The organism is Aeromonas sp. S2(2024) (genome assembly GCF_041402505.1).
In the GTDB taxonomy this organism is placed as follows: Bacteria; Pseudomonadota; Gammaproteobacteria; order Enterobacterales; family Aeromonadaceae; genus Aeromonas; species Aeromonas media.
Map to the genome: position 1 here is coordinate 1 of NZ_JBGLRL010000032.1, position 12,856 is coordinate 12,856.

Below are 12,856 nucleotides of genomic sequence, written 5' to 3' on the forward strand. Positions count from 1 at the left end.
CTCGATGACTTCCACCATGTTTTGCCATGGCAGAATCTGCTCCATGCGGGACAAGAAAATCTCTTTTCTGGTCTGACGGCGCTTACTGCTGAATTCACTGTCGGCGAAGGTAAGTTGATGACTCATGATGAACCCTTTTTCATGGCTCCAGATGACAAACATGATCTCATATCAGGGACTTGTTCGCACCTTCCCTAGCACGGACGCCACTCGGCAGTTGAGCCCCCAGTAGAGCTGGCCACGGGGGCCGAGTATGAAGATGTAAACGAAGCTAACCAGCAGAGGCCATCTGCCAGGTCTTGAAGCCGCCGGAGAGGTTCTTCACCCGAAAGCCGTGCTGGCTCAGCAGGCGGCAGGCCACGTGGCCGCGCAAGCCCACCTGACAGCTGATGAGCAGTTCCTTGTCCCTGGGCAGCTCGTGAAGACGGCTGCGCAGCTCGTCGAGGGGGATGTGCAACGCCCCCGGAATGCGCCCCAGCTTGTCGAGCTCGGGGCCGTTGCGCACATCTACCACCAGCTGATGGGGGTGGCGGGCCTGCACCTCGGCGGCGTGGCAGAGCAGGGTATCTCCCTTGAGGTGATTGCTCGCCACGAAGCCAGCCATGTTGATCACATCCTTGGCCGAGCCGAACGGCGGCGCATAGGTGAGCTCCAGATCCTGCAGATCAAACACGGAGAGACCGGCCCGCTGGGCCACCGCCAGTACGTCGATGCGCTTATCGACCCCATCCTTGCCGATGGCCTGGGCGCCATAAATCTTGCCATCGGGAGCAAACAGCAGCTTGAGGCTGACCGGGTGGGCACCGGGGTAGTAACCGGCGTGGCTGCCCGGGTGGACATAAACCTTCTCGAAAGGCAGACCCAGTTGCACCAGTCGCTTCTCGTTCAGGCCGGTGCTCGCCACCGCCAGATCGAACAGCTTGCAGATGGCGGTGCCCTGGGTCTTCTTGTAGGTTTCCGCACGGCCCAGCATGTTGTCGGCGGCGATGCGTCCCTGCCGGTTGGCAGGACCCGCCAGCGGGATCAGCACAGATTCGCCGGTGACGAAATCGGTCTCCTCCACCGCATCCCCCACCGCAAAGATGAAAGGATCCGAGGTACGCATGCCGGCATCGACCTTGATGCCGCCGCGCGGCCCCAATTCCAGCCCCGCCTTGGCGGCGAGCAGGGTTTCGGGCTTGACGCCGATGGCGAGGATCAGCATACCGGTGTCGAGATGGGTGCCGTCATTGAGGGTCAGGCGCAGGCCGCCGCTGTTGGCGGTGGGCACGGCTGCCGTCTTCTCGGCGGGCAGATCCAGACTCTCGATGGCTGATAGACCGGTGCGCAGACGCAGATCGATCCCCTCTTCGCGGATGCGGGCATGAAGCATGTTGGCCATCTCCTTGTCCACCGGCGCCATCACCTGATCGGCCAGCTCCAGCAGGGTGACATCCAGCTTGCGCTGATGCAGCGCCTCCATCATCTCCAGCCCGATAAATCCCCCACCCACCACGGTGACATGGCGTGGATTGTCGTGGTGCAGGGCCGCCAGAATGCGATCCATGTCCGGGATGTTGCGCAGGGTATAAACGTGGGGGCTGTCGATACCGGGGAAAGGAGGGCGGATCGGTGCAGCACCCGGGCTCAGCAACAACACATCGTAAGGCTCGCGCTGCTCGTCACCGGTTTGCAGGTTGCGCACCAGCAGGGTCTTGCCCGCCTTGTCTATCTCGATCACGTCGTGGAAGATCCGCACATCGACGTTGAAACGGCGCTTGAAGCTCAAAGGCGTCTGCAGCAGCAAGGCATCCCGATTGGGGATATCCCCCCCGATGTGATAGGGCAGACCGCAGTTGGCAAAGCTGACGAACTCGCCCCGCTCGAACATCACTATCTCTGCCTCTTCACTCAAACGGCGGGCGCGGGCCGCCGCCGATGCACCACCCGCGACACCACCCACAATCAGGATCCGTTTCATCTGCAAGACTCCACTCAACGAGAAATTGAGTTCAAATTAGAACAATCTAATTTAGGTTTCAATGAAATTTTGTTTGCCACGGATTTGCAGTATTCTTGCCCTCCGACAATTGCTCAACAGGATAGTGTCAGTTCATGTCGTCTACCGCGCTCAGTCATCTCCCGACAGCCAGCCAGGCCCCCCTGTTCTTTCGCCTGGATACCCGTAGTCAACGGCTGGTCGCCCTGACCGATGTGATGCAGACCCCGCTCCACTGGCTCGATGAGCCCCGCAGCGCCTGGCCGGCTCAATTGCCGGATGCCCTGCGCCAACCCATAGAGCAGCGGCTGGCCAGCGGCAAAGGGGGCAAGCTGCTGTTGCGCTTTGCCGCCCAGCAGTGGCACATCTCCCTCTCCCATGAACAGGACGCCTTCTGGCTCATCTGCCTGCAGACCCAGTCCCAGGAGAGCGCGGCCAGCCTGTCGCTGCAACTGCCGCGCCTGAGCCAGATGGCCAGCCAGCAGCAGTATGCCGCCATGCTGGAGAGCCTCAGGGAGTGCCTGGGGGCCGATCGCCTGATCCTCTGGCACTACCAGGCCAATGGTCCCCTCGGCAGCGAGCAACTGACCCCCGTCTTCACCCTGAATGCGGATTCTGTCGGTGCCATTCGCGGTGACAGCCGCTACATCCGGGCCTTGCGTACCCGTGGCGCCCTGAGCTTCTCGGAGGCCGCCCATCAGCCCATGCTGAGCCAGCACTATTATCTGGCCAATGCCAATGTCAGCTCCCGCCTGGACGGCGCCCTGCTGGAGCAGGAGAAGCTCATCGGCGTGCTCAGCCTCGAATACGCCGAGACGACCCTGATCGGCGAAGAGACGCTGCAGCTGGTGCGCCACTGCGCCCAGTTGCTGGGTCACTGGCAGCCCGAACCCGAAGTGGCCGAGCCCTCCCCCTTCACCCTGCCAGGCGGTCTCAGTTGCAAGACCGGCAATGAGTATTGCCGCGCCCTGGTGCGCTGGGCCATGACGGCGAGCGGCGCCCGCATCGGCTGGCTCGGGGAGTTTCAGCTGCGCGGCCAGGATCTCTGGCTCATCCCGCGCTGCATGCTGGAAGGAGAGACCTTCTCTGCGGTCAAGCCCATGCGGATGGAGATAGGCCCGGGCCGGGAGATCTTCCAGCACGGCCAGAGCCTCTATGTGGAAGACCTGCCCATGCGCTATCCCCAGGCCAGCCAGTTGCTGGCCCTCAACGCCAAGGCCTACATCGGCATTCCGCTACAGGGTCAAGGCGGCGCCCCCCTGGGCCAGATCGCCCTGCTGCTGGACGGGCCGCTGGCCGACCCCATTCCCCTGCTCGATGCCCTCTACGAACAGCGTGAACGGGCGGCCATCGAACTGCAGCGCCTCGCCAACGACGATGCCCTGCGCCTGGCCGAGGTGGCCTTCAACACCCACGACGGTCTGCTGGTGATGGACCATGGCGGCATCATCCTCAAGGTCAACGACTCCTTCAGCCGCATTACCGGGTTCGGGGACGATGAGATGCTCGGTCAGCATATCGAGGCCCTGCGGCCCACCTATTATGGCGACAGCCTGAAGGAGGAGGTCATCGCTGCCGTCGATGAACAGGGGTACTGGCTCGGCGAAGAGCAGTGCCTGCACAGGGATGGCCATCTCTTCCCGGTACGGCTCATGGTGAGCGGCGTCAAGGATGAGGAGGACGAGATCAGCCACTTCGTCTGCAGCTTCCACGACATCACCCAGGAGAAGGAGGCGGCCCGCCACATCGAGCGGCTCGCCTATTACGACGATCTGTGCGACCTCTACAACAGGCGCAGCCTGAACGACATCATGCAGCGCACCCTTGCGCTCCCGAGCGGACAGTGGGGGGCATTGCTGCTGCTCGATCTCGACAACTTCAAGTCGATCAACGACTCCCTCGGCCACGCCTGCGGTGATCTGCTGCTCCAGGCCGTGGTGGTGCGGCTCAAGTCCCTGCCCCAGGAGAACCTGGTGCTGGCCCGCACCTCGGGAGACGAATTCGCCCTGCTGTTCACGGCGCTGGGCCAGGGCTACATCACCGCCAAGATCCTGGCGGAGCATTTTGCCAGGGAGCTGATGGGGATCTTCCGGCTCCCCTTCGACATCGGCGATCACAAGCTGCACTGCAGTGCCTCCGTGGGGATCAGCCTGTTCAGCGACGATGACAAGGATCACCTGATCCTGATGCAGCAGGCCGACACCGCCGTCCACATGGCCAAACGAGCCGGCCAGGGCAACCACATCTTCTTCAGCGAAGCCATGGCGGAGAAGGAGAAGAGCAAGCTCTCCCTGAGCAACCAGCTGCGCGATGCCCTGCGCAACAACGAGCTGGTGCTGCACTATCAGCCCCAATACAGAGTCGACAACGGCAGCCTCTCGGGCGTGGAGGCGCTGCTGCGCTGGCAGAAGAGCGACGGCACCATGATCCCCCCCGGGGAGTTCATTCCCATCGCCGAAGAGACCACCCTTATTCAGGAGATAGGCTACTGGGTGATGAAGACGGCCTGCGCCCAGTACAGTTTCTGGCTCAACAACGGCCTCGCCATCCCCCATCTGTCGGTCAACGTCAGTGCCCGCCAGTTCCACACCGCCGGCTTCGTGCAGCAGGTGGAGTATGTGCTGCGCGATACCGGGGTGCCCCCGTCGCGCCTGCTGCTGGAAGTCACCGAGTCCGTGGTGCTGGAAAACCGGTTGGACAGCATCGCCAAGATCCGCCAGCTCAAGGCGCTGGGCATCCTCATCTCCATCGATGACTTCGGTACCGGGTATTCTTCTCTCGCGTATCTGCGCGATCTGCCCGCCGATGAGGTCAAACTGGACAGGAGCTTCATCCAGACGCTGGTGCACAGCGAGCAGGACAAGGCCATCGTCAAGGCCATTCTGGATCTCGCCAAGGTGTTTCGCTTCACCGTGACCGCCGAAGGGGTGGAGGAGGAAGAGCAGTTGGCCGTGCTCAAGGCACTGGGATGCCAGCACTATCAAGGCTTCCTGACCAGCCGCCCGCTTCCCGTCAAGGCACTGGAGAGTCTGCTGGGTGCCACCCCAACCGGCTAAACAGGTAGGATTTATAGGGCTTTATGTCATAAAATAACGACCGCTCGAACCCTGTCCGAACAATTGGAGTCGTCTATGTCAGTCATTAACCGGATCCCTGCCGTTGAAACCAGCGGCCCTGCCGATCAGGGCACTCAGCGGATCCCTGCCGCCACCGTTAGCGACGCCAGCAGTCCCGACATCATTGGCCGGATCCATTCCGTCGAGACCTGCGGCACCGTCGACGGCCCCGGCATCCGCTTCATCGTGTTCATGCAGGGCTGCCTGATGCGCTGCAAGTATTGCCACAACCGGGACACCTGGGACACCCAGGGCGGCCGCGAGGTCACCGTGCCCGAGTTGATGCAGGATCTCACCAGCTACCGCCACTTCATGAATGCCTCGGGCGGCGGCGTCACCGCCTCCGGTGGGGAAGCCATGCTGCAGCAAGAGTTCATCGCCGAACTGTTTGCCGCCTGCAAGGCGCAGGGGATCCACACCTGCCTGGATACCAACGGCTTCGTGCGTCACTATGACGAGCTGCTCGATCGGGTGCTCGACAACACCGATCTGGTGCTGCTGGACATCAAGCAGATCAACGACGAGAAGCACATCCCTCTCACCCATGTCAGCAACAAGTACACCCTGGAGTTCGCGCGCTACCTGGCCTCCCGCGGCCAGACCATGTGGATCCGCTACGTGGTGGTGCCGACCTGGTCCGATGATGACGAGAGCGCCGAAGGGCTCGGTCAGTTCATCGCAGAGCTCGGTGATTGCGTCGAGAAGGTGGAACTGCTGCCCTACCACGAACTGGGCAAACACAAGTGGGACGTGCTGGGAGACACTTACGATCTGACCGGGATCAAGCCCCCCAGCAAGGAGACCATGGACAGAGTTCAGGCCATCCTCGGCAAGTACCACCCCAACGTGAAGTATTGAGACAGGAGGCCGCCCGTGATTGGGCAGCCTCTTTTCATTGCGCCAGCCGGCGCCCGGGCTCATCACCGGGCAGTGACATTCGAGGGAACATGCCATGAGTGAAGGACAAGTCGCCACCCTCCTGCTCTGGCTGGTGCTGCTCGCCTTCAGCCTGAACGCCTCCCTGCTGCGCACCCTCCACGCCAACTCCCTCTATCAGCACCTCTGCCTGGGGAGCGCCATCGTCCTGGTGCCACTCTGGACCTTGCGGGCCGGCCTCCACGAGGGGCTGGAGATCCACTTTCTCGGCCTCACCAGCCTGACCCTGCTGCTGGGCTGGCGCCTCGCCCTGCTGGCCCCCTGCCTCACCTTGCTGATCCTCGGGGCCTTTGGTGTCACCGATCTGGCGGAGTTCGGCTGGCAGGCGCTCATCGGCATCGCGCTGCCGGTCGCCACCAGCTGGCTGCTGTTTCTAGGGAGCTGGGCCTGGCTGCCCCGCCACCTCTTCGTATATCTGTTCGTGGCCGCCTTTCTTGGGGGGGCGCTCAGCATTTCGATCAAGATCCTCGCCAGCGCCCTGCTGATGGGGATGAGCGGCGCCTACCCCTGGCACATTATCAGTGCCGACTACCTCTCCATCTGGCCACTGCTGCTCTTCCCCGAGGCCCTGCTCAACGGCATGGCCATGACGTTGCTCGCCGTCTACCGCCCCCACTGGGTCAACACCTTCTTCGACAGGGAATATCTGGGGCGCTGATCCGGCCATGCAGGCTCATGTCATGGGTCCCCTGAACGCCGAACAGCGCTCAGAAGACCTAATGAAAAGCTAGAATCTGTACTCGATGTGGAGTGTGTGACTGTCCAGTGATGGATTGGGCTCATACATATGCCCATTGGACATATGTTCATACTGATATCCCAGCAGCCAATTCCGATTGAAGGCATACCCCAGACCTAATCCAGTTGATAGCTGGACAGGGCCACCATAGTCCTTAAAACCATTCCCCTTGTGCCCGAACTCATGTTTGCTTAGCCACAGCACCTCAACCGGCATCCATACCACCCATTGGCCCCACAGGCATTCAGCACGCCCTCCAGCACCCAACCGGGCCCCGGATTCATGGCCAACATCCAGCACGCCACCACGCACTCCCAACCCAAACTGACAACCCGACTCACTCCAGTGCCAAAACATATGGTGGAGCTTGATGTCAGCAGTATAAATATCGAGCTTCTCGTTTTCGGCAGGTGTTCCTAGCTGCACAGCCACGATCTTGTCATTGGCAATGGCTGTCGTGCTCATGCTCAGCAAGAGCAATAATCTGGCGATCGAGTGAAGATTGGCGTCCATGCCCCCTCCTACATCCTGATGTCCCCGCTTTGTCAAGCGTCAAACAGGCACACATCAGGCATAGTCAGTGAGGGAAAGAACTGTCAACTCAACACCAAAAACTAAAAATAAATATGTTTTCGAAGAAATAGTCTACAAAATAAGCAGCTGAGTGTGACGTTAAAGAAGATAATACTAATGACGCACATTGTGTATGTCTTAATGATATTCCCAACCACATCGTTACTCCTGATGCAACAAAAACATCCATCGTCAAATAAATATCTCAAACGATCCTTATTTAAGAACTTTCTAAATTGATAATTTCCGCGCTAGAAACACTCATCAGACCTGTTTAAACCGGCGTTGTTGCTCAAATCAGGGAACTATCCCGCAGTTTGGTGATCTGATCTCTTAGGTTCACCACCGGGAGCGCCAGATGGGCAAGTCCAAGCACAAGATCAGCAACTGGAAACAGTACAACCAAGCCTTGGTGCAACGTGGTTCGTTGACCGTCTGGATGGATGAGCAAGCCATCCAGCAGTGGCATTGCCAGACCCATCATGGCCGCCGAGGGCGAGGCTTCCATTACAGCGACTCCGCCATTGAAACCGCGCTGATGCTCAAGGCGGTATTCAAGCTACCGCTGCGTGCCTTGGAAGGCTTCATCAACTCGCTGTTCGAGCTGATGAATGTGCCCTTACAGTCGCCGGACTACAGCTGTATCAGCAAGCGCGCCAAGACGGTCGAAATCAAGTACCGCCTATCGAGCCATGGCCCAGTGGCTCACCTGGTCATCGATGCCACCGGACTCAAGGTCTATGGCGAAGGCGAATGGAAAATTCGCAAGCACGGCAAGGAGAAACGCCGCGTCTGGCGCAAGCTTCACCTGGCCGTAGATGCGGCGACCCATGCCATCGTTGCAGCCGAAGTCAGCCTGGAAACGGTGGGCGATAACGAGGTGTTGCCCACGCTGCTCAACCCCTTGCGCCGCAAGATAGAACAAGTCAGCGCCGATGGTGCCTATGACACCAGAGCCTGTTATGCCCTACTGCAAAAGAAGGGCATCAAGGCCACCATACCGCCGAGAAAGAATGCGGCATTCTGGAAGAAAGGCTATCCACGCAACGAGGCGGTTGCCGCGCTCAAGGCAGGAGAGCTGGAGCAATGGAAAAAGGACTCTGGCTATCATCAGCGCTCGATAGCTGAGACCGCCATGTATCGCTTCAAGCAGCTCATCGGTCCGAAACTGAGTCTGCGGAGCTACAACGCCCAGGTGGGTGAGATCCTGGCTGGGGTAAAAGTCATGAACAAGGTCATAGGGCTTGGTATGCCCATTCGGCAGGCCGTCAACTAAGCCCGCCCGGCGGGTTGGGGAGCGAGTATCCGACTTTGGATTTGATCAACAAGGCCGTTTAAACCATTACTGCAAATATGAAAATATAGTTACATAACAACAGATTAAATCACTCTGTCACTACCGGTTGCAGGACTAATATGTGTTGACTCATTCGCAGCCCACAGGTAGTATGCTCCCGTCATAAAATTAAACATGACGAGCGTCTCGAAATGACGCAATATACGCGGGCTCGGCTCCTGCACGACAGAAATGCTATGAAAACATAGCTGTCTTTGACAGTTTGTCTTTATATGTCAATTTTATTTCAAGCCACAATTTGACCATCCTAGACCGGAGCAATGTCACTTCCGTGCGGTAGCTTTTTTCTTTTTTTGCCTTTTGAGATAATCTATTCCCGTGTACAGTTTTGGTACAGCAATACCAAGGAACAACATGAGACAAGTATTATTGCAAAACGAACACTCACGATAACACAGAATCAACACAGAATTAACACATCAAGTTTTGACACCTGGATAATATTTCACATGAACTACGCAACCCGGTTTCTGGCGATATCGCTAGCCATGTCTATTGCTGGCTGCGCATATGAGCCAAAGCAGGTCGAAGCCTCCCGTCCCCTCGTCAATCCATCATCGACCACAGCATTGCAAGCCATGCCAGCAAACCTGCAACAGGCGCTCAATACTCAACCTCAGGGTGCAGCACTCAGCACAAACGGTGTTACCTTCACCTTGGGTCAGCGCTATGTGTCTGCCATGGGACGTGAGTGCGTTGACCTCTTGTTCAACAACATGCAAGGTCATTCGCAAAGAAGTGTCGCATGCAAGAGTGAAGAACTGTGGTACCTGATACCTCAATTGGATCAAGCTTCTGTCAGCAGCCTTCTTGCTGAACAATAAAACTCGAAGGTATCTGTTTTGAAAATGAACGTTCGTCAGCTGAGTACTCTTCTGTTTCTCATCGGTGCCTCCTGCACCACCATGGCGGCTAGCGCACCGGACCAGGCCCAAGCAAATGGGGCATCATTTGGCTATAACCTGTCGGGTAATTCAGGCGATAACAATCGGCCCCAACTTGGCGGCCAATCATCGCTGAGTGGCCAAGCCAGCACGAGTTCAACAACCGGCAGTTTTGCGCAACAAAATCGGCAGGGCATGTTGCTGCCAGGTGAAGCAGATGTTCGGAAGTTACTGCCACAAGCCGAGGCCGGACTCCCTCCCCCCTACGGCGCCAACCTCTTTGCCGGTGGATATGAAACCGAACGCAGCGATGGCTTGAATGACAATTACCTGATAGCACCAGGTGACAAGCTGAACATCTGGATCTGGGGCGCCGTCAATTTCTCCAATGTGGTAACAGTCGACAATCAGGGCAATATTTTCATCCCTGATGTAGGCCCAATCAATGTCAAGAATGTTCCAGCCAGCCAAATCAATAATCTGGTAACCAGCAAGATTGGTGATGTATTCACCAACAACGTCAATATTTACGTCAACCTGCTGACGACAACCCCAGTGAGTGTATTCGTGACGGGGCCGGTGATCCGCCCAGGCCAATATGCAGGACAATCGTCTGACAGCGTGCTCTATTTCCTCAAGCGGGCGGGTGGCATCGATTCAGAGCGTGGCAGCTACCGTCAAATCAAGGTCTTGCGCCAAAACCAGGTCCTCCAGCAGATCGACCTGTATGAATTCATGCAGAAAGGCAAAATGCCCAAGCTTTCCCTGAAGGATCAGGACGTGATCCTGGTGGAGCCCCAGGGACCGATGATCAATGTGGCTGGCAAGGTTCGCAACCCATTCCGCTTCGAATTAAAGCAGCGCAATACACTGGGTTCGGAACTGATCAATTATGCCCTGCCCCTCGCCAAGGTGAGTCATGTCGGGGTAATTGGCGATCGTGCAAACGGTCCTTTCTCTATTTATCTGCCTTACAAAGATTTTGCCCGGGTCCAACTCAAGGACGGTGACAAGGTGCTGTTCAACGATGACATGCATGCACAAGTTTACGATGTGCAGGTCACCGGCAGTTATATGGGCCCCTCTTACTTCACCGTCCGCAAAGAGACCAAGCTGCACGATCTGCTCAACCATATTCCGATCAACCCGGATCTGGCCGATTACCAATCCATCTATCTGATGCGCAAGAGCGTGGCCATCCGGCAAAAAGAGATGCTGGATGAATCGCTCAACCGCTTGGAGCGCAGCGTATTCACCGCGCCAGCCAGTTCGGATGGTGAGGCGACCATCCGTGCCAAAGAGGCCGAGCTGGTCATGCAATTTGTCGACAAGGCTCGCAAGATTCAGCCTCTGGGCAAGGTCGTGGTCGCAGACAAGGGCATCATCGCCAACATTCAGTTGGAGCAAGGCGACCAGATTGTGATCCCGAACAAGACTGACCTTATCCAGGTGGGTGGTGAGGTGTTGATGCCACAAGCCGTGGTCTATAACGCCAATGCCGACCTCGATGATTATGTCGCCTGGGCCGGTGGGTTTACCGAGCGAGCCAATGATCAGCGCATCGCCGTGGTGCATGCCAACGGGCTGGTAGAGTTCAAGGGCCAGGGGAATGTTCAGCCAGGGGATCAGATCATGGTATTGCCCAAGGTTGACAGCAAAACCATGCAGTCTGTCAAAGACATCACCCAGATCATCTATCAGATCGCCGTGGCGGCGAACGTAGCCATCAACTAAACCGCCCACACCGAACAATGCAGGCTCGCCAATCGGCGAGTCTGCCATACGGTAAACGACTCCATGCATAAACCCATTCTCAATCAAACACCTCGAACACCCTTGCAGGTACTGCGCGATGTGACGTTCGGTTTGCTTATCCGAGAACTGAAGACCCGTTTTGGCAGTTATCGACTTGGCTATGCCTGGGCCCTGCTCGAACCTTTGTTGATGATCAGCCTGTTCAGCGTCGTTTTCGGGATGCGCAGCCAGAGTGGTTTCGGGGGCGTGCCTGCGCAGGTTTTTATCACGGCCGGCTACCTGCCTTTCATGTTTTTCAACAAGGTGGTGAGTCAGCTTAAATCTGCGGTCAGCGCCAACATGGGGCTGTTCTGCTACCGCCAGGTCACCCCCTTCGCCACCTTTGTTGCCCGCTTTATGCTAGAGGTCATGGTGGGCATGATGGTGGGCATCATACTGGTGCTGGGGCTGCTCTGGTTCGGTTTTGATGCCATCCCCGCAGACCCCTTGCAAGTCATCCTCGGCTATCTGTTGCTCATGGTGTTCTCGTTCTCCCTAGGCATCGTCTTTTGCGTCATCGGCAAGCTATTCCAGGAGGCAAACAAGTTCCTTGATCTGCTGATGATGCCGCTGATGTTTATCTCTTGTGTGATGAATCCGCTGACGGCCATTCCGGTGCAGTACCAGCACTGGTTCTTGTGGAATCCACTGGTGCATGCCGTTGAATTAATACGCAGCGGCTGGATCGCGGGGTACAACAGTCCCAGTGTCAGCTGGATTTATTTCGCCAGCATCACCTTGCTGCTGCTGACCTTTGCCATGAGCTGCTATCGCCTGAATCATCGACGGCTGATCGCCAGTTGATCGCCAGTGAGTGCGGAATAACATGATCATTCTCGACAATGTTTCCAAGTACTACCCCACCAAGTTTGGCCGCAACTATGTGCTGCGCGATGTAAGCATCGCACTGCCGCAGGAACGCAATATCGGTATTCTGGGGGTCAACGGGGCGGGCAAGTCTACCCTGCTTCGCTTGTTGGGGGGCATGGATACCCCCAATCAGGGCAAGGTGACCCGTCTTTGCCGCGTCTCCTGGCCACTGGCCCTCGGCGGCGGATTTCAAGGGAGCATGACAGGGCGGGAGAACACCCGTTTCGTCTGCCGCATCCACGGGGTTCGTGACACTCAGCCTGTGGAGGAGTGGGTCAAGGAGTTTTCCGAAATCGGCCAGCACTTCGAGTTGCCGATCAAAACCTACTCCAGCGGCATGAAGTCCAAGTTTTCCTTCGCCGTCAGCATGGCCTTTGACTTTGACATTTATCTGACCGATGAGATCACCTCGGTAGGGGATGCCCGCTTCAAGCAAAAGTGCATCGATACCTTCAATCAAAAACGCGAGACCGCGAGCCTTATCATGGTATCCCACGACATGAAAAACCTGCGCCAGCAGTGCGACATGGGGATCTTGCTGCGCAACGGCACCCTGGAAATATTCGACGATATCGATGACGCCATCCGCATTTATCAGGATCTTTAACA

The 12,856-nt window shown here is 57.5% G+C and carries 10 protein-coding genes and 1 pseudogene; 8 read left to right on the forward strand and 3 right to left on the reverse strand.

All coding sequences use genetic code 11. The features are described from left to right. Together ACB039_RS19895 and ACB039_RS19900 are read right to left on the reverse strand one after the other, a co-directional pair. A pseudogene (locus ACB039_RS19895) lies at positions 1-126 on the reverse strand (IS5/IS1182 family transposase); the annotation flags it as partial. A 145-nt stretch (positions 127-271) separates the two neighbouring features. Next, positions 272-1,960: an FAD-dependent oxidoreductase gene (locus tag ACB039_RS19900; protein WP_371166285.1), complete on the reverse strand. Its 1,689-nt coding sequence runs from the start codon at positions 1,958-1,960 to the stop codon at positions 272-274. A 134-nt stretch (positions 1,961-2,094) separates the two neighbouring features. On the opposite strand from ACB039_RS19900, the gene ACB039_RS19905 reads away from it, so the two are divergent. From ACB039_RS19905 to ACB039_RS19915, 3 genes are all read left to right on the forward strand, one after another. Then, the gene (locus ACB039_RS19905; protein WP_371166286.1) at positions 2,095-5,034 is read left to right on the forward strand and encodes an EAL domain-containing protein; all 2,940 of its coding nucleotides are present in this window, start codon (positions 2,095-2,097) and stop codon (positions 5,032-5,034) included. A 75-nt stretch (positions 5,035-5,109) separates the two neighbouring features. After that, the gene (gene pflA / locus ACB039_RS19910) at positions 5,110-5,952 is read left to right on the forward strand and encodes a pyruvate formate lyase 1-activating protein (protein ID WP_139751701.1); all 843 of its coding nucleotides are present in this window, start codon (positions 5,110-5,112) and stop codon (positions 5,950-5,952) included. Between the two features lie 94 nt (positions 5,953-6,046). Then, positions 6,047-6,688, forward strand: a complete 642-nt coding sequence (locus ACB039_RS19915; RefSeq protein WP_371166287.1) for an energy-coupling factor ABC transporter permease — start codon at positions 6,047-6,049, stop codon at positions 6,686-6,688. Positions 6,689-6,757: 69 nt separating this feature from the next. Here ACB039_RS19915 and ACB039_RS19920 read toward each other — a convergent pair whose 3' ends face one another. Further along, a complete protein-coding gene (locus tag ACB039_RS19920) occupies positions 6,758-7,282 on the reverse strand; it encodes an acyloxyacyl hydrolase (protein WP_371166288.1) in 525 nt (174 codons plus the stop codon). 418 nt (positions 7,283-7,700) lie between these two features. On the opposite strand from ACB039_RS19920, the gene ACB039_RS19925 reads away from it, so the two are divergent. The 5 genes from ACB039_RS19925 to ACB039_RS19945 all read left to right on the forward strand — a co-directional run bounded on the left by ACB039_RS19925 (position 7,701) and on the right by ACB039_RS19945 (position 12,854). Then, positions 7,701-8,618 carry an IS5-like element ISEc35 family transposase gene (locus tag ACB039_RS19925; protein WP_323937696.1) on the forward strand — a complete coding sequence of 306 codons (918 nt, stop codon included), beginning with the start codon at positions 7,701-7,703 and terminating at the stop codon, positions 8,616-8,618. 530 nt (positions 8,619-9,148) lie between these two features. After that, positions 9,149-9,523, forward strand: a complete 375-nt coding sequence (locus tag ACB039_RS19930; RefSeq protein ID WP_161470123.1) for a hypothetical protein — start codon at positions 9,149-9,151, stop codon at positions 9,521-9,523. A 24-nt stretch (positions 9,524-9,547) separates the two neighbouring features. Next, the gene (locus ACB039_RS19935) at positions 9,548-11,317 is read left to right on the forward strand and encodes a polysaccharide biosynthesis/export family protein (protein WP_371166298.1); all 1,770 of its coding nucleotides are present in this window, start codon (positions 9,548-9,550) and stop codon (positions 11,315-11,317) included. A gap of 63 nt (positions 11,318-11,380) precedes the next feature. After that, positions 11,381-12,181 carry an ABC transporter permease gene (locus ACB039_RS19940; protein ID WP_106887243.1) on the forward strand — a complete coding sequence of 267 codons (801 nt, stop codon included), beginning with the start codon at positions 11,381-11,383 and terminating at the stop codon, positions 12,179-12,181. A 22-nt stretch (positions 12,182-12,203) separates the two neighbouring features. After that, on the forward strand, positions 12,204-12,854 hold the full coding sequence (locus ACB039_RS19945) for an ABC transporter ATP-binding protein (RefSeq protein WP_371166289.1): 651 nt from the start codon (positions 12,204-12,206) through the stop codon (positions 12,852-12,854). The last annotated feature ends 2 nt before the right edge of the window (positions 12,855-12,856 follow it).

Coding starts and splice junctions, on each gene's coding strand:
- ACB039_RS19940 (WP_106887243.1), top strand. CDS start 11,381: ATGCATAAACCCATTCTCAATCAAACACCTCGAACACCCTTGCAGGTA.
- ACB039_RS19925 (WP_323937696.1), top strand. CDS start 7,701: ATGGGCAAGTCCAAGCACAAGATCAGCAACTGGAAACAGTACAACCAA.
- ACB039_RS19905 (WP_371166286.1), top strand. CDS start 2,095: ATGTCGTCTACCGCGCTCAGTCATCTCCCGACAGCCAGCCAGGCCCCC.
- ACB039_RS19920 (WP_371166288.1), bottom strand. CDS start 7,282: ATGGACGCCAATCTTCACTCGATCGCCAGATTATTGCTCTTGCTGAGC.
- ACB039_RS19915 (WP_371166287.1), top strand. CDS start 6,047: ATGAGTGAAGGACAAGTCGCCACCCTCCTGCTCTGGCTGGTGCTGCTC.
- pflA (WP_139751701.1), top strand. CDS start 5,110: ATGTCAGTCATTAACCGGATCCCTGCCGTTGAAACCAGCGGCCCTGCC.
- ACB039_RS19900 (WP_371166285.1), bottom strand. CDS start 1,960: ATGAAACGGATCCTGATTGTGGGTGGTGTCGCGGGTGGTGCATCGGCG.
- ACB039_RS19930 (WP_161470123.1), top strand. CDS start 9,149: ATGAACTACGCAACCCGGTTTCTGGCGATATCGCTAGCCATGTCTATT.
- ACB039_RS19945 (WP_371166289.1), top strand. CDS start 12,204: ATGATCATTCTCGACAATGTTTCCAAGTACTACCCCACCAAGTTTGGC.
- ACB039_RS19935 (WP_371166298.1), top strand. CDS start 9,548: ATGAACGTTCGTCAGCTGAGTACTCTTCTGTTTCTCATCGGTGCCTCC.